The following is a 15,228-nucleotide window of genomic DNA, read 5'->3' on the forward strand; positions in this document are numbered from 1 at the left end:
GGAGGGCAGAACGAAGCCCCCGATCACGGGGGAACAACCGGGGGCTTCGCGTCTGCGGGCGGTCTCGTAAGGCCGCACATCCAGAACGTAAGTCCTGTAAGGCCCCTGGGTCAAGCGGAGTTGGGGCACTCATGGAAACTGCCGGGGCCATGTGGAAGCGGCCTCCGAAAGGTTCAGCGGACCGCCGACGACTCATCACCCTGAGTGATGAATTCCGTTCCGACCGGCGTCCCACGGGGTCCCGGCTCCACCACGTATCCCTCGGGGCACTGCCGCACCAGAAGGTCGGCGAAGGGCCGGGAAGGGTCCTCGGTGAAGTGCTCGCGTTCCGCCGGTTCCCATCCGTCCCAGAAGTCCCGCTGGGCCGCCCCGTCCCGCTCGCGTCCACGCCGCCACGCCGTCGCACGCGGCACGTCCATCCACAGCACGGCCGCGAGGTGCGCCCGCAGCGCGCGGCGGCCCGCGCCCACCCCCTCGACGAGCACCACGGGCGCGGCCGGCAGGACCTCCTGCGCCGCGCCGAAGCGGCGCTCGTGCCAGTCGTACGCGGCATAGCGCGCGCCCTCGCCGCGCGAGAGCGGCCCCACGAGCCGCAGCGCCCGCTCCGTCCAGCCGAACAGCTCGCCGTGGCTCGCGAGATCGTCGAGCCGCAGCACCGGCGCCCCGCCGAGCGCCCCGGCCAGCCGGCGGGCGAACGTCGACTTCCCCGAGCCGGCGTGCCCGTCCACGGCGATCAGCCGCACCGGGCCGCAGGACGGCGGCAGGCGCCGAAGGGCGGCCGCGATACGGGGGAGCGGGGTGGCGGGGGTCGGCGCGTCAGGGGTCATCACGGCCAGCGTACGACCGCGGAAGCGGGTGTTCCGCGCGCCGCCGCCGGTCATGCCAGTGGTGGAGGCCAATATTGGTGCGCACGGCGGTGTCCGAAGCGCTGGCAGAAGTCGGCGGGGACCGGCCATAGTTGGCCCACTTCCGTGCATTCGACCCGACATCCTTCCGGATCCCGCCGGAAACCACGTCGACTGGGGGTCCCCATGGACCGAGCTGACCGTTTCGACCGAGCTGACGACGCCCCGCGCGAAGGGGCCGCCCCGCACCGGGACGGCCTGTCCGCCCCAGGCGCCATGTCCCGCAGAAACGTGCTCGCCGCGACCGCCGCGGTGGCGGCCCTCGCGGCGGCCACCGGCCCCGCCCTGGCCTCGGGCGGGCCGTCGCCGGCGCGCCGGCCGCCGCGCGCCGACCGTCCGGTGGACAACCGCTTCTGGACCTCGTACGCGCACTGGCGCGCCGGCACCGCCGAGGGCGCCGTCGCCGTCGCCGGGGCCCGCCCCGGGCTGCGGATCGGGAAGCCCGCGGGCCGCACCACGTACACCGACCCGCACACCGGCAGGACCGCCGAGTGGGAGTACGCCCGCTGGACCTCGCCCACGCACCGCACCACGGTCCCCGCGACGGAACTGATCGCCTCGTGGAACGCCCGCACGCCCGCCGGCACCTGGATCCAGGTCGAATTGCGGGGCACGTACGCGGACGGCACGCAGAGCCCCTGGTACGTCATGGGCCGCTGGGCCTCGGGCGACGACGAGGAGACCGACATCCGGCGGACCTCCGTCGACGGCCAGACCGACGGCAGGTCGACGGTGTGGACGGACACGCTCTCTTTGGACGACACGGACGCCGGGCCGCGCGTCGTCTCGTACGAGCTGCGCCTGACGCTCCACCGCAGGCCGGGCAGTGCCGCGACCCCCACGGTCTGGCGGCTCGGCGCGATGGCCTCGGCCGTCCCCGACCGCTTCACGGTCCCTGCCTCCCGGCCGGGGCTCGCCGAGGAGCTGACGGTCCCGCGCTACTCGCAGGAGATCCACAAGGGCCAGTACCCGCAGTACGACAACGGCGGCGAGGCCTGGTGCAGCCCCACCTCCTCGCAGATGATCATCGAGTACTGGGGCCGCGAGCCGACCCCGGGCGACCTCGCCTGGGTCGATCCCTCCTACGCCGACCCGCAGGTGTGCCACGCGGCGCGCTTCACGTTCGACTACCAGTACAACGGCTGCGGCAACTGGCCCTTCAACGCGGCGTACGCGGCGACGTACCGGGACCTCCAGGGCGTCGTGACCCGCCTCGCCTCGCTGAGCGAGCTGGAGACGCTGATCGCCGCGGGCATCCCGGCCATCACCTCCCAGTCGTTCCTCAAGGAGGAGCTGACGGGGGCCGGGTACGGCACGGCGGGCCACCTGATGACGGTCATCGGCTTCACGGCGGACGGCGACGTGATCGCCAACGACCCGGCCTCGCCCACCGACCCCGCGGTGCGCCGCGTCTACAAGCGCCGCGAGTTCGAGAACATCTGGCTGCGCACCAAGCGCTACAACGCCACCGGCAAGGTCGTCTCCGGCACCGGTGGCGTCTGCTACCTGTACTTCCCCACCAAGCTCTCGGCGCGCCGCCGCGAGGCGCTGGCGGCGGTGGGGATCCGCTGAGCGACGCCGCGAGCCCCTGCCCCGAAGATGCCCCGCCGCAAGGCAGGGGGGCAGGGGCCCGCGTCTCCTGTGATCAGCCCCGCCGCAGCGAGGGCACCGGGTTCACCACCCAGTCCGGGTGCCCCGGCATCGGCGGGGTCTTCGAGCCGTACAGCCAGGGGTGGAGGAAGCCCTCCAGGTCCTCGCCCGCGACCTTCGACGCCAGGTCGACGAAGTCCTCGGTGCCCGCCGCGCGGCCCTTGAAGCCGCTGAGCCAGGCGCGCTCGATCTTCTGGAACGTCGCGTCGCCGACCCGCTCGCGCAGCGCGTACAGGACGAGGGCCGAGCCGTCGTAGCGCATGCGCTTGAAGAGGTTCGGCTCGGTGGGTTCGGCGGGGGCGCCGTAGTCCTTGCGCCACTGGTCGTGCGCCGCGTACGCGGTCTTCATCGCGGCCTCGAAGCTGTCGCCGCCGTGTGCCTCGGAGTACAGCCGCTCGTAGAACCGGGCGTGCCCCTCGCTCACCCACAGATCGGACCAGCTCTTGAGGGCGACGCTGTCGCCGAACCACTGGTGGGTCAGCTCGTGCACCATGTTCCGCTCGGCGTCGACCTTCGTGCCCAGCAGGTCGGCCTTGGGGACGAGGGAGAGCGTCTGGGTCTCCAGGGCCACACCGAGGTCGGTGTCGCCGACGAGAATGCCGTACCGGTGGAAGGGGTAGGGGCCGAGCCTCTCCTCCAGCCACTTCAGGTGGTCGGGGGTGAGCCCGCGGTACTCGGCCGTCGGCTCGACCAGGGACTCGGGGACGACGTCCCGCAGCGGGAGGCCGCCGGGCCCCTCGCCGTCGACCAGCCGGAACCTGCCGACCGCCAGCTGCACCAACTGGGTGGAGAGCGGCTGCTCGGAGTCGTACGTCCAGCGCACCCGGTCGCCGGGGACCTTGGTGCGCGAGACCAGTCTGCCGTTGGCGACGGCCGTGCGGTCGCTCGGCGTGGTGATGCGGAAGGTGACGGGGGCCCGTCGGCTGGGGTGGTCGTCGGCCGGGAAGATCAGCCGGGCGCCGTTCGGCTGGGGGTAGACCACCGTGCCGTCGGGCGTGGGTATCCAGCCGTAGTCCTCGATCGCGTCGTCGCGGTGCCGGGTCTGGCTCGGGTCGGCGGTGTAGGTGACCTTCACCGTGAACGAACTGCCGTCGCGTATCGGGGACTTGGGCGTGACGGTCAGCTCGTCGCCCTCGCGGGAGGCGCCGGCCCGCGCGCCGTCCACGGTCACGGTGTGCAGGGTGTTGCCCGCGAAGTCGAGGTTGAAGCGCGACAGGGCCTGCGTGGAGGTGGCCCTGATCGTCGTCGTCGCCGCGAACGGCGTCTTCGGCGCCTGCCAGTCGAAGTCCAGGTAGTAGCGGTCCACCCGGTACCCGCCGTTCCCGTCCAGGGGGAACAGGGGGTCCCCGATACCGGGCGCGCCCGGCGTCGGCTTCTCGGTGGAGGTGGAGGTGGAGGTGGAGGTGGAGTCGGAGGCTGAGGCCGGGGCGGCCTGGGAGGCGGGTGCCGTGAGGGCGGCCGTCGCGGTGATCGCGGCGGCGAGGGCGAGCCGCGCTCCGCGGTGGGTCGTCCGGTCGGTGCTCATCGGGAACCTCTCGGTCGGATGCTGCGCGTACACGCGCCGTGTTCCGTCCTAGACGCGCGGCGTTCCGTCCGAGTTGCGGGACGTTGCGTCCGAGTTGCGGAGGGCTGGTCCGGGGCGTGACCAAGCTCTCTCTCGCAAACGGGTTTAGTGCTGGCATGGTGGAGGGGTTCCGTGGGGGGACACCACTGCCGGAAGAATCAGTGAGAAGAACATGACCGCGTTCTCTGCCACCGCCGTTCGCGTCGGAGCCCGCACCGGCGGCCCCGAGGAAGACGGGCCGACCCTCTTCGAGCACCTCGCGGGCTGGACCCTCGTCGTCGTCCTCGCGATGCTCGTCACCCAGACCGGCCTGCTGTGACCCGCTCGCGGCTCTCATGCCGCGCCCGTCACGCCCCGCCCCTCACGCCGAGGCCTTGAGGGAGAGCCCGCCGGCCACGATCGAGTCCGAGCTGACCAGGGCCTGCTCGGCGCTCACGTCCGTCATGAAGACGAACGGCGGTACGAGGGGCGGCACCGGCAGCCTGTCGGGGGTGAAGGTCAGACACAGCAGGCCTTCGAGGCACCCCTTGAACTTGGTGAGGTAGAGCGTGACCGAGCCGCTGAGGTCCAGCGTGTCGGCGCCGAGGGCGAGTTCCCCGCTGCCGTCCCGCGTCCTGAGCCGGTAGTCGGTGAGCGAGGCCGCCTTCATCCGCAGCACCATGACCTTCAGCGGCCCGTCGGCGGTCGGGATCTCGGTGACGCCCGCCACGATGAAGCCCTGGGGCGCGAAGAGCGCCGTGGTGATGGTCGGCGGGGTCCGCGCCGCCACGGTCGACGGGGCGGCGGGCCGCGCGCCGGCCGGGGCGGCCTTCGCGGGGTTCCCGTTCACCGTCCCCGCGACGATCAGCACCGGCAGCAGCACGGCGAGCGTCCGCGTGCCCTGCCCGTCCCGCGCCTTGGGCCGGGCGGGGTCCTCCTCGGCGTCCTCGGGCACCGGCGTCCAGCCGAAGCCCATGGCGCTGCCGGCGATGCCGAGGAGCATGCCGACGAGGAACCCGCCGAGGTTGGTGGCCGCGAAGGACAGCACCGAGAGGAGCAGGGCGTTGAGGCTCACGTAGTGGCGGGTGTGCGGCAGGAACCACAGGAAGAGACCGGCCACCACCAGCGCGATCCCGATGCCGAGCGCCGCGAGCCCGCCGAGACCGAGGCTCACCAGGACCGTCACCGGCGACAGCGGCACGAGCAGCAGTTCGGTGCCGCCGAGGATCAGCAGCAGCCCGCCCCAGAAGGGCCGGGTGCGCCGCCAGCGGCGGACGGTCCGCCGCCGCTCGGGCCAGGGCAGCAGCCGGTCGAGCCGGCCGCCGCCGTCCTTGCGGGGGCTCCGGACGCCGCCCGAGGAGCCGCCGGTCAGAAGCACTTCTTGCCGCCGAGGCTGACGTCGACCCGCATGCCCTTGAGCCGGAAGTTGCCGCCGGTCGCCGACCAGGCGTGCGACTTCACCCCGGAGACCGTGATGTCCCCGGCCTGGAGCCCGAACTTGCCCTTGTCGCCCTTGACCCCGGCCACCTCGTCCAGCGTGGAGGCGTCCCGGCCGATCTCCGCGGTGCCGAAGCGGGCGTCGCCCACCAGGTCCTCGCCGTCGATGATCAGATTGCTCGCGGTGACCTCGCCCGCGTCGCCGCCCGCGGTCAGCTTGAAGACGACCGTGCCGAGCGGGGTCTTGACCTCGGCGGCCTGGCAGATGTCGGACAGGGTGGCGTCACCGATCCCGAGGAGCGCCACCGGGTGCCCCTTGCCGTCGATGTCCCGGTCCGTCTGGACGTACGAGGACAGGCCCTCGCTGGTCAGCTTGCCCGAGGAGACCTGGAAGCTGGTGCCCGACACGGCGAAGGACGCGGCGAGCGCGCCCTCGGCCATCACCGCGGCCAGTGCGCCGACGGCCAGAACGGCCGGCAGGGCCACCACGGCCGTCTTCTTCCAGGAGGTCCTGCCCTCGCGTAACGCGTCGCGTGCTGCGCTCACTGTCTTCCTCCCGTACGTCGTTCCGCGTCGTCGAGCGTGCGTAGGAGTGCGCAAGGCTGCGCACGGGTGCGCAAGAGGAGTGCGTGAAGCGCCGTCGGGAGCCGGTGGGCAGCGGGTGCCGCTCTGCCATACTGCGGACATCCCACGGCAGTTGGAGACTAGGGCCGCAATTGAATAATAGTCAACAGCGCGGCGGCGACCGCTCCGCGGCACGGCGCGCCGAACTCATCACCATCGGCCGGAAGTTGTTCGCCGACACGTCCTACGACGCCCTGTCGATGGACGACATCGCCCGACACGCGGGCGTCGCCAAGGGGTTGATCTACTACTACTTCAAGTCCAAGCGCGGGTACTACCTCGCGATCATCGAGGACTCCGTCGGCGACCTCGTCGCGCGCGCGGCACGCCACGACGACCTGCCGCCCGTCGAGCGCGTGCAGCGCACCGTCGACGGCTATCTGCGCTACGCCGAGCACCACCAGGCGGCCTACCGCGCGATCATCAGCGGGGGCGTCGGCTTCGACGCCGAGGTGCACGCGATACGGGACGGCGTGCGCGAGGCGATGATGGGGACGATCGCCGAGGGGACGTACGGCCACAAGGACGTCCCGTGCCTCGTCCGCACCGCGCTGCTCGGCTGGCTGTGCAGCGTCGAGGGCGTCACCCTCGACTGGATCGGCCGCCGGGACCTGCCGCGCGCGACGGTCTGCGCGCTGCTCGTGCGCACCCTCGGGGACACGCTGCGCGTCATCGAGGACTTCGAGCCGTCGTACCCGGCGCCGGCGCGGCGGCCCTGAGACCGCGCACGCGTCAGGGGCGGGAGCCGGCCGGCCCCGCCCCTGACGCGTTCCTGAGCAACGTCAGTTGATGGCCTTGATCAGCTCACCGCCCGCCGTGTCGCCGCTCAGCTCCCAGAAGAAGGTGCCGCCGAGGCCCGCCTGGTTCTTGTAGTTCATCTTCCCCGCGATGGTGGCCGGGGTGTCGTAGCTCCACCAGTTGTTCCCGCAGTACGCGTACGCGGTCCCGCCGACCGTGCCGTTGGCCGGGCACTTGGTCTTGAGGACCTTGTAGTCGTCGATGCCCTGCTCGTACTTGCCCGCGGCGGGGCCGGTGGCGGTGCCGCCGGGCGCCTTCTGGGTGACGCCCGTCCAGCCGCGGCCGTAGAAGCCGATGCCGAGCAGCAGCTTCTGCGAGGGGATGCCGAGGCCCGTCAGCTTCTTGATGGTGGCGTCGGAGTGGTACGAGGCCTTCGGGATGCCGCTGTAGGAGGTCAGCGGCGAGTGCGGGGCGGTCGGGCCCTTGGCGTCCCAGGCGCCGAAGTAGTCGTACGTCATCGGGTTGTACCAGTCGACGTACTGGGCGGCGCCCGCGTAGTCGGCGGCGTCGAGCTTGCCGCCCGCCGAGGCGTCGGCCGGGATCGCCGCGGTCACGAGGTTGCCGCTGCCGAACTTCGAACGGACCGCCGACATCAGGTTCTTGTACGCGGCGCGCCCGCTGGTGTCACAGCTCAGACCGCAGGCGTTCGGGTACTCCCAGTCGATGTCGATGCCGTCGAAGACGTCGGCCCACTTGGAGTTCTCCACCAGGTCGTAGCAGGACTTGGCGAAGGCCTCGGGGTTCTTGGCGGCCTCGGTGAAGCCGCCCGACCAGGTCCAGCCGCCGAAGGACCACAGCACCTTGAGGTTCGGGTGCTTCTTCTTCAGCTTGCGCAGCTGGTTGAAGTTGCCGCGCAGCGGCTGGTCCCAGGTGTCGGCCACGCCGTCCACCGACTGGTCGGCGGGGTACGCCTTGTCGGTGGCCGCGTAGGCGTCGCCCATCGCGCACTTGCCGCCCTGGACGTTGCCGAAGGCGTAGTTGATGTGCGTGAGCTTGTCCGCCGAGCCGGACGTCTCGATGTTCTTGACGTGGTAATTGCGGTCGTAGACACCCCATTCGGTGAAGTAACCGACGACCTTGGAACCGGCGGCCGCCGCCGCGGCCGGGGCGCGGTCCGGCTCGGCGGCGGCGCTGCCGGCGCCCGTGAGCAGACCCGCGCCGAGAGCGGCGCAACAGGCGGTGGCGAGGGCGGCCCGGAGGCCGGCGCGGGGGGAGTGCGGTCTGAGCATCGTGTCTCCTCGTGGGGGGAAACAGGGAGGGGGAAGTCGTGCCGTGGACCTGCTGGTGCGCGGGGAAGCGCTTGGCATGAACGCGGTGAGGCGTTGCGGGGAACAGTAGGAGGACTAGACCAGTACGGTCAATGGTTCGTACCAATCCGGCGGCGGGTGACGATCGAGAGACATCTTTCGAGTAAGCGGTCGTTAACTAGTGACTGGGTGCCGCCGATCGGGCATACTCAACGCGCCGCAGCCGCTGGTCAGCCGCTTTCGTGACCCGAAAGGAGACCCTGGCTCACGGCATCGTTTCCGGCGTCGCCGCCTCACCCTTCGCGGGCGTCCGCCGTAGCCCCACAGGGAGGAGAGCGTCATGCCCGACCACGCCCCGCAGCCGGTGGACCGCCAACTGCCGACGGATGAGGCCAGGGATCTGCTCTCGCTCGTCCGGGACATCGTCCAGCGCGAGATCGCCCCGAGGGCGGCCGAGGAAGAGGAGGCCGGGCGCTTCCCGCGCGAGGTCTTCACCCTGCTCTCCGAGGCAGGCCTGCTCGGCCTCGCCTACGACTCCGCATTCGGCGGCGGTGACCAGCCCTACGAGGTCTACCTCCAGGTCCTGGAAGAACTGGCCGCCGCGCGCCTGACCGTCGGCCTCGGCGTCAGCGTCCACTCCCTGTCCTGTCACGCCCTGGCCGGGTACGGCACCAAGGAGCAGCAGGCCGAGCACCTGCCCGCCATGCTCGGCGGCGGCCTCCTCGGCGCGTACTGCCTCTCGGAGCCCGCGTCGGGTTCGGACGCCGCGTCCCTGCGCACGAAGGCCGTGCGCGACGGCGACGACTGGGTCATCGACGGCACCAAGGCCTGGATCACGCACGGCGGGGTCGCCGACTTCTGCACCGTGCTCGCCCGCACCGGCGGCGAGGGCGCCCGGGGCGTCACGGCCTTCCTGGTGCCGGGCGACGCCGAGGGGCTGAACGCGGCGGCGCCCGAGAAGAAGATGGGCATGAAGGGCTCGCCCACCGCCCAGATCCACTTCGACGGCGTACGCGTCCCGGACTCCCGCCGGATCGGGGACGAGGGGCAGGGCTTCGCCATCGCCCTCTCCGCGCTCGACTCGGGGCGGCTCGGCATCGCGGCCTGCGCCATCGGCGTGGCCCAGGCGGCACTGGACGAGGCGCTCGGATACGCCACGCAGCGGCGCCAGTTCGGCCGGGCTATCGCGGACTTCCAGGGACTTCGCTTCATGCTCGCGGACATGGCGACGCAGATCGAGGCGGGCCGGGCGCTGTATCTGTCGGCGGCCCGGCTGCGCGACGCGGGCCGGCCGTTCGCCAAGCAGGCGGCCATGGCGAAGCTGCTGTGCACGGACGCCGCGATGAAGGTGACCACGGACGCCGTGCAGGTGCTCGGCGGCTACGGCTACACCGCGGACTTCCCCGTGGAGCGCTTCATGCGCGAGGCCAAGGTGCTGCAGATCGTCGAGGGCACCAATCAGATCCAGCGCATGGTCATCGCCCGTCACCTCGCGGGTCCCGAGTCCCGCTGAACTGCCCCAGGGCGACGGTCGGCGTGACGAGCCGGGCCCACTCCGGGTCGTGCCGCCCGGGCAGGGTCCGGCCGCGGTCGGACCAGTGGCGCAGCAGAGCGCGATAGATCGGCGGGTCCTGGTGGGGCGGCTGCGGCAGGCGGGACTGCTGCGGGGTGTGGGGCTGGAACGACTGCTGCTGGAAGGGCTGCTGGTACGTCTGCGGCTCGTACGCCGACTGCTCGTATGCCGACTGCTCGTACGGCTGCTGCCGGGGCGGCTGATGCGGCTGGGGCCGACGGGGCTGCTGGTACGCCTGCTGGGGGAGCGGCTGCTGGTAGGGCTGCCGACGCGGGTCGACCTGCTGGGGCCGCTGGGGAACCGATTCTGCGGAGGCGGGCACCGTCACCAGGGTGCGCCGTCGGCGGCCGCTGGGAACGTGTGTGGGGCCCATGTCCGTGGGGGTCATGCCAGGCCAACGGAGGCCGCGGCACCTTGGTCACCGCCTGGCGGATTAGGGCGTCAGTTCACGGCACCCGCGTGTCGGGGCGGCGTACGCCGGAGCGTCGTCCCGCGACCCCTCCAGGACCGGCGGCCGCGCCCGGGAGAACGGCCCGACGCGCCACCGCGACGCCCGGCGCCTCAAGGGCGCGGACACACCGATTCCGCACCACGGCGGCCTCGCGTCCGTGGCGCGGAATCGGCTACGGGTGCGTCAGGCTGCGGGCCGCTGCTGTCGGGGCACCCGGATGGGGCGCGAGCCCGGCCCGCCCACGTGCGAGAACGGCTGTTTGCGCCAGTCGAGTCCCTGAGGGAGCGTCAGCAGCAGGGCGGTGTCCTGCTCCTGGACCTCCATCGACTCGTCGGCGGGCGTGGCGTCCGCGGCGGCGCGGCCGGTGCCGGCGCAGACCGTGAGCCCGAACGGGTTCCACGGAGTGGGGCACAGCGCGTGCTCGGGCAGGACGTCCTCGTCGGCGAGGAGCGCGATCGGCTGCCCGCAGTCGGGGCAGTTCACGCGGTACATCTCAAAGGTGTCGTACGCGTCGAGAAGGGCGTCAGCCGGTTCGACGCCCTCCGGCTCGGGCTCTGCCACCTGCTGCTGCTTGCTGCGGGTGGACCTGCCGGGGCGCTTCAGATTCTGCATGGGACTCTCCCCCTTGGGTGGGCCGACAAGGCACTGCGGCCTCGACCACAGCAAGCACTTCCCGTCCCGTCGTAGAGGTAATCGTGGCATCCCCTCGGACACGGGCACAGCGGTGTGGCGTTCGTCACATAACCCATGTCGCGGGGGTGCCCCGCCGGGGCCCGCTTCCCGCGCTCGGGTATCCGCGGGGATCAAGAGCCCTGTAGGTTCTGCGCATGGAGGAGCTGGACCGACAGATCGTGCAGCTGCTCGTCAAGGACGGGCGGATGAGCTACACCGACCTGGGCAAGGCCACGGGCCTGTCCACGTCGGCCGTGCACCAGCGGGTGCGCCGCCTGGAACAGCGGGGCGTCATCCGCGGCTACGCCGCGGTCGTCGACCCCGAGGCCGTGGGGCTGCCGCTGACGGCTTTCATCTCGGTGAAGCCGTTCGACCCCAGCGCGCCCGACGACATCGCCGAACGCCTCGCGGGCGTCCCGGAGATCGAGGCGTGCCACAGCGTCGCGGGCGACGAGAACTACATCCTCAAGGTGCGGGTCGCCACCCCGCTGGAACTGGAACACCTGCTGAGCCGGCTGCGCGCCCTCGCGGGTGTCTCCACGCGGACGACCGTCGTGCTCTCCACCCCCTACGAGGCGCGCCCGCCCCAGGTGTGACCCGCGCGCGAGGCGCGTGCCCGCAGGGGCGAGACTGGTACCCATGAGCCAGCGCACCGCCCCCGAGGACGCCCGGGACCCCCAGAGCCACCGCACCGTGCTGCTGCGCGGCGGCGACGTCCACAGCCCCGCCGATCCGTTCGCCACCGCGATGGTCGTCGAGCGCGGCCATGTCGCCTGGGTCGGCTCCGAGGGCGCCGCGGACGCCTTCGCGGACGGCGTGGACGAGGTCGTCCACCTCGAAGGCGCCCTGGTCACCCCGGCGTTCACCGACGCCCACGTGCACACCACGGCCACCGGCCTGGCCCTGACGGGCCTCGACCTGTCCGCTGCCCGCTCGCTGGACGAGGCGCTCGTCTCCGTACGCGAACACGCCGCCGCCCGGCCGCACGACGCCGTCCTGCTCGGCCACGGCTGGGACGCCGCTCGCTGGCCCGGCGGCCGACCGCCCACGCGCGTGGAGCTCGACGAGGCCACCGGCGGCCGTCCCCTCTACCTCTCCCGCATCGACGTCCACTCGGCGGTCGCCTCCACCGCGCTGCTGGACCTGGTGCCCGGCATCACCGGGCGCGCCGGCTACCACCCGGACGCCCCGCTCACCGGCGACGCCCACCACGGAGTGCGCGCCACCGCCCTCGGCGCGATCACGCCCCGCCAGCGCACCGAGGCCCAGCGGGCGGCCCTGCGCCGCGCCGCCTCGCTCGGCATCGGCTCCGTGCACGAGTGCGCGGGCCCCGACATCTCCGACGAGGCCGACTTCACCGGGCTGCTGCGGCTCGACGCCGAGGAGCCGGGGCCCCGCGTCATCGGCTACTGGGCCCAGTGGGGCGAGGAAGGCGTGGCGCGCGCCCGGGAGTTGGGCGCGGCCGGCGCCGCCGGTGACCTCTTCGTGGACGGCGCCCTCGGCTCCCACACCGCCTGCCTCCACGAGCCGTACGCCGACGCCGCCCACACCGGCACGGCCCACCTGGACGCCGCCGCCGTCGCCGCCCACGTCGTGGCATGCACCGAGGCGGGCCTCCAGGCGGGCTTCCACGCCATCGGGGACGCCGCGGTGGGCTCCGTGACCGACGGGCTGCGGCTGGCCGCGCAGAAGGTCGGCCCGGCCCGTCTGCGGGCCGCGCGGCACCGCGTCGAGCACGCCGAGATGCTGACCCCCGAGACCATCGCGGCGTTCGCCGAATTCGGGCTCACCGCGTCCGTCCAGCCCGCCTTCGACGCCCTGTGGGGCGGCGAGGACGGCATGTACGCCCGGCGCCTGGGCGCCGAACGGGCCCGCACCCTCAACCCGTACGCGGCTCTGCTGCGCGCCGGCGTGCCCCTCGCCTTCGGCTCCGACAGCCCCGTCACCCCGCTCGACCCCTGGGGCACGGTCCGCGCCGCCGCCTTCCACCGCACGCCCGAGCACCGCGTCTCGGTGCGCGCCGCCTTCACCGCGCACACCCGGGGCGGCTGGCGGGCCGTCGGCCGGGACGACGCGGGCGTGCTCGTGCCGGGCGCGCCCGCCGACTACGCCGTGTGGCGCACCTCCGATCTGGTGGTGCAGGCCCCCGACGACCGCGTCGCGCGCTGGTCGACCGACCCCCGCTCGGGCACGCCCGGCCTGCCCGACCTGTCGCCGGACGCCGAACTGCCCGTCTGCCTGCGCACCGTGGTGGGCGGCCGGCCGGTCCATGTGGGGCCGGACGAGTGATGTCCCGGCGGTGCGCGGCGCCCGTCGCGGCCCGCCGCGGTTCCCGACTACCTGGGAATCCTCGGCACTGACCTGGTGGTCTTTGTCATCACCGCAGCTCACAGGGGTATTGACAGACAGCCGCCGTGGGCCGGTAGGTTCGGCCGGGTCCACCACAGGACGTCCGACCGGTGAACCTCCACGCAGTCGTCGAACGCCGCTGGGTCATGGGCGGTGTGCCGCACCGGCGCACCGCCACTGGGAGCCAGGTCCAGCGCCGGCGACGCGGAGGCGAGGGAACGTATCAGCCGATCGGCAGGTGTGACCCGGGTGGGGCCCGGACGCTCAGTAGACAACGGCTTTCGGTCGACCCGCAGCCAGCGGGTCCCAGGTCGGCCCGAAGGGCGCCGGGCCCCGATCCGCTGTGCGGACCGCCCCTACTCCAGTGCCGCCGCTGCGGCGCAGGCCGGGGCCACTATGGTGGTCCTCTGCGTACGAACGAAGGGGCAGTAGTGAACGACGGCGGTCGGGTCTCCGAAGCGGGGGACCAGGGGAGGCAGTTCGGCTCGCTCGGCACGGCCTTGGTGATCATTCCGACCTACAACGAGGCGGAGAACATCCAGGCCATCGTCGGCCGGGTACGGGCCGCGGTCCCCGGCGCGCACGTCCTGGTCGCCGACGACAACAGCCCCGACGGCACCGGCAAGATCGCCGATGAGCTCGCGGCCGAGGACGAGCAGGTCCACGTCCTGCACCGCAAGGGCAAGGAAGGCCTCGGGGCCGCCTATCTCGCGGGCTTCCGCTGGGGCCTCGACCACGACTACGGCGTGCTCGTGGAGATGGACGCCGACGGCTCGCACCAGCCCGAGGAGCTGCCCCGGCTGCTCACCGCGCTCAAGGGCGCCGACCTCGTGCTCGGCTCGCGCTGGGTGCCGGGCGGGAGGGTCGTCAACTGGCCCAAGCACCGCGAGTTCATCTCCCGCGGCGGCAGCACCTACTCGCGCCTCCTGCTCGATGTGCCCATCCGGGACGTGACGGGCGGCTACCGCGCCTTCCGCCGCGAGACCCTGGAAGGCCTCGGTCTCGGCGAGGTCGAGTCGCAGGGCTACTGCTTCCAGGTCGACCTCGCGCGCCGCGCCGTCAAGGCGGGCTACCACGTGGTCGAGGTGCCCATCACGTTCGTCGAGCGCGAACTCGGGGACAGCAAGATGAGCCAGAACATCGTGGTCGAGGCGCTGTGGCGGGTCACCGCCTGGGGCGTGGGGGAGCGGGTCGGCCGGGTCGTCGGCCGCAAGCCCGCCGGACGCCCGCAGGACCCCGCCTCTTGATCATCCCCCTTATCCCGGCCTGAGGCGGACCCAGGCACACTGGAGGCATGACGACTGGCGCACCGCCTCCCCTCCGCCCCGCCCGGCCCCGGCGCTCCGGGCCCCTGAAGTTCCTGCCGCTCGGCGTCGCCGCGTGGCTCGTCCTGGAGATCTGGCTGCTCACCGTCGTGGCGGGCGCCACGAGCGGACTCGTGGTCTTCCTGCTCCTGGTGGGCGGCCTCCTGCTCGGCTCCGCGGTGATCAAGCGCGCGGGGCGCAGGGCCTTCCGCAGGCTCAGCGAGGCGGTGCAGCGCCAGCAGAGCGGGGTGCCGCCCGAGCAGGAGTCCGGGAGCGGCGGCGGGGCCCTGACGATGCTGGGCGGCCTGCTGATCATCCTGCCCGGGCTGATCTCGGACGCGCTGGGGCTGCTCCTACTGGTGCCGCCGGTGCGCAAGGCCGTCGGGCGGTATGCCGAGCGGACCTTCGAGCGCAAGGTGCGGGAGGCGGCGCCGGTCGGTTTCGAGGACGCCTTGCGGCAGGCGCGGACGCACCACCCGGACGGCAAGGTCGTCCAGGGCGAGGTCATCAGGGAGGAGCCGGCGGCCCGCGGGCCCCGTCCGGACGATCCCCAGCTGCCGCGCTGACGCGCCCCGGGGCCGCTGAACGCACGGGGGCGGGCCGTAGCACGCACGAGGGCCGGGGGGGCGGGGGGGGGCGGGGGCCCCCCCCCCGGGGTTGTGGTTGGGGGGGGTG

15 protein-coding genes are annotated in these 15,228 nt (G+C 72.8%); 8 read left to right on the plus strand and 7 right to left on the minus strand.

What is annotated here, in order from left to right; translation table 11 throughout:
- Window positions 1-173: 173 nt before the first annotated feature.
- Window positions 174-827, minus strand: a complete 654-nt coding sequence (locus tag ABZ385_RS21440; RefSeq protein WP_358582283.1) for an AAA family ATPase — start codon at window positions 825-827, stop codon at window positions 174-176.
- 294 nt (window positions 828-1,121) lie between these two features.
- Between ABZ385_RS21440 and ABZ385_RS21445 the strand changes: the two genes are divergently transcribed.
- Entirely contained in the window at window positions 1,122-2,477 is a 1,356-nt protein-coding gene (locus ABZ385_RS21445; protein ID WP_358912620.1) for a peptidase C39 family protein, read from the plus strand.
- 73 nt (window positions 2,478-2,550) lie between these two features.
- Here the strand turns inward: ABZ385_RS21445 and ABZ385_RS21450 are convergent, their stop codons facing one another.
- On the minus strand, window positions 2,551-4,080 hold the full coding sequence (locus tag ABZ385_RS21450; RefSeq protein ID WP_358912622.1) for a M1 family metallopeptidase: 1,530 nt from the start codon (window positions 4,078-4,080) through the stop codon (window positions 2,551-2,553).
- Window positions 4,081-4,291: 211 nt separating this feature from the next.
- On the opposite strand from ABZ385_RS21450, the gene ABZ385_RS21455 reads away from it, so the two are divergent.
- Complete coding sequence (locus ABZ385_RS21455) at window positions 4,292-4,438, plus strand: SCO1431 family membrane protein (protein WP_358582290.1); 147 nt, start codon at window positions 4,292-4,294, stop codon at window positions 4,436-4,438.
- 42 nt (window positions 4,439-4,480) lie between these two features.
- Here the strand turns inward: ABZ385_RS21455 and ABZ385_RS21460 are convergent, their stop codons facing one another.
- Both ABZ385_RS21460 and ABZ385_RS21465 read right to left on the minus strand, forming a co-directional pair.
- On the minus strand, window positions 4,481-5,476 hold the full coding sequence (locus ABZ385_RS21460) for a DUF6114 domain-containing protein (RefSeq protein ID WP_358912624.1): 996 nt from the start codon (window positions 5,474-5,476) through the stop codon (window positions 4,481-4,483).
- Window positions 5,467-6,081, minus strand: coding sequence for a DUF6230 family protein (locus tag ABZ385_RS21465; protein ID WP_358582293.1), 615 nt, complete (start codon window positions 6,079-6,081; stop codon window positions 5,467-5,469). Before ABZ385_RS21465 ends, ABZ385_RS21460 begins: the two co-directional genes overlap by 10 nt.
- A 170-nt stretch (window positions 6,082-6,251) precedes the next feature.
- On the opposite strand from ABZ385_RS21465, the gene ABZ385_RS21470 reads away from it, so the two are divergent.
- Window positions 6,252-6,878: a TetR/AcrR family transcriptional regulator gene (locus ABZ385_RS21470; protein ID WP_358912625.1), complete on the plus strand. Its 627-nt coding sequence runs from the start codon at window positions 6,252-6,254 to the stop codon at window positions 6,876-6,878.
- Window positions 6,879-6,941: 63 nt separating this feature from the next.
- Here ABZ385_RS21470 and ABZ385_RS21475 read toward each other — a convergent pair whose 3' ends face one another.
- Complete coding sequence (locus ABZ385_RS21475; protein ID WP_358912627.1) at window positions 6,942-8,186, minus strand: glycoside hydrolase family 18 protein; 1,245 nt, start codon at window positions 8,184-8,186, stop codon at window positions 6,942-6,944.
- Window positions 8,187-8,544: 358 nt separating this feature from the next.
- On the opposite strand from ABZ385_RS21475, the gene ABZ385_RS21480 reads away from it, so the two are divergent.
- Window positions 8,545-9,717, plus strand: coding sequence for an acyl-CoA dehydrogenase family protein (locus ABZ385_RS21480; protein WP_358912629.1), 1,173 nt, complete (start codon window positions 8,545-8,547; stop codon window positions 9,715-9,717).
- Here the strand turns inward: ABZ385_RS21480 and ABZ385_RS21485 are convergent.
- Both ABZ385_RS21485 and ABZ385_RS21490 read right to left on the minus strand, forming a co-directional pair.
- The gene (locus tag ABZ385_RS21485) at window positions 9,680-10,165 is read right to left on the minus strand and encodes a hypothetical protein (RefSeq protein ID WP_358912636.1); all 486 of its coding nucleotides are present in this window, start codon (window positions 10,163-10,165) and stop codon (window positions 9,680-9,682) included. The two genes, ABZ385_RS21480 and ABZ385_RS21485, sit on opposite strands and share 38 nt — an antisense overlap.
- A 246-nt stretch (window positions 10,166-10,411) precedes the next feature.
- Window positions 10,412-10,840, minus strand: coding sequence for a hypothetical protein (locus tag ABZ385_RS21490; RefSeq protein WP_358582302.1), 429 nt, complete (start codon window positions 10,838-10,840; stop codon window positions 10,412-10,414).
- 215 nt (window positions 10,841-11,055) lie between these two features.
- Here ABZ385_RS21490 and ABZ385_RS21495 point away from each other — a divergent pair, with 215 nt between their 5' ends.
- From ABZ385_RS21495 to fxsA, 4 genes are all read left to right on the plus strand, one after another.
- On the plus strand, window positions 11,056-11,496 hold the full coding sequence (locus ABZ385_RS21495; protein ID WP_030789227.1) for an Lrp/AsnC family transcriptional regulator: 441 nt from the start codon (window positions 11,056-11,058) through the stop codon (window positions 11,494-11,496).
- Between the two features lie 43 nt (window positions 11,497-11,539).
- The gene (locus ABZ385_RS21500; RefSeq protein WP_358912631.1) at window positions 11,540-13,189 is read left to right on the plus strand and encodes an amidohydrolase; all 1,650 of its coding nucleotides are present in this window, start codon (window positions 11,540-11,542) and stop codon (window positions 13,187-13,189) included.
- A 491-nt stretch (window positions 13,190-13,680) separates the two neighbouring features.
- The gene (locus ABZ385_RS21505) at window positions 13,681-14,496 is read left to right on the plus strand and encodes a polyprenol monophosphomannose synthase (RefSeq protein WP_358582307.1); all 816 of its coding nucleotides are present in this window, start codon (window positions 13,681-13,683) and stop codon (window positions 14,494-14,496) included.
- Between the two features lie 47 nt (window positions 14,497-14,543).
- Complete coding sequence (gene fxsA / locus ABZ385_RS21510; RefSeq protein ID WP_358582310.1) at window positions 14,544-15,119, plus strand: FxsA family membrane protein; 576 nt, start codon at window positions 14,544-14,546, stop codon at window positions 15,117-15,119.
- Window positions 15,120-15,228 lie beyond the last annotated feature (109 nt).

Origin of the sequence: Streptomyces sp. NPDC005898 (assembly GCF_040629635.1) — a bacterium.
Lineage (GTDB): Bacteria > Actinomycetota > Actinomycetes > Streptomycetales > Streptomycetaceae > Streptomyces.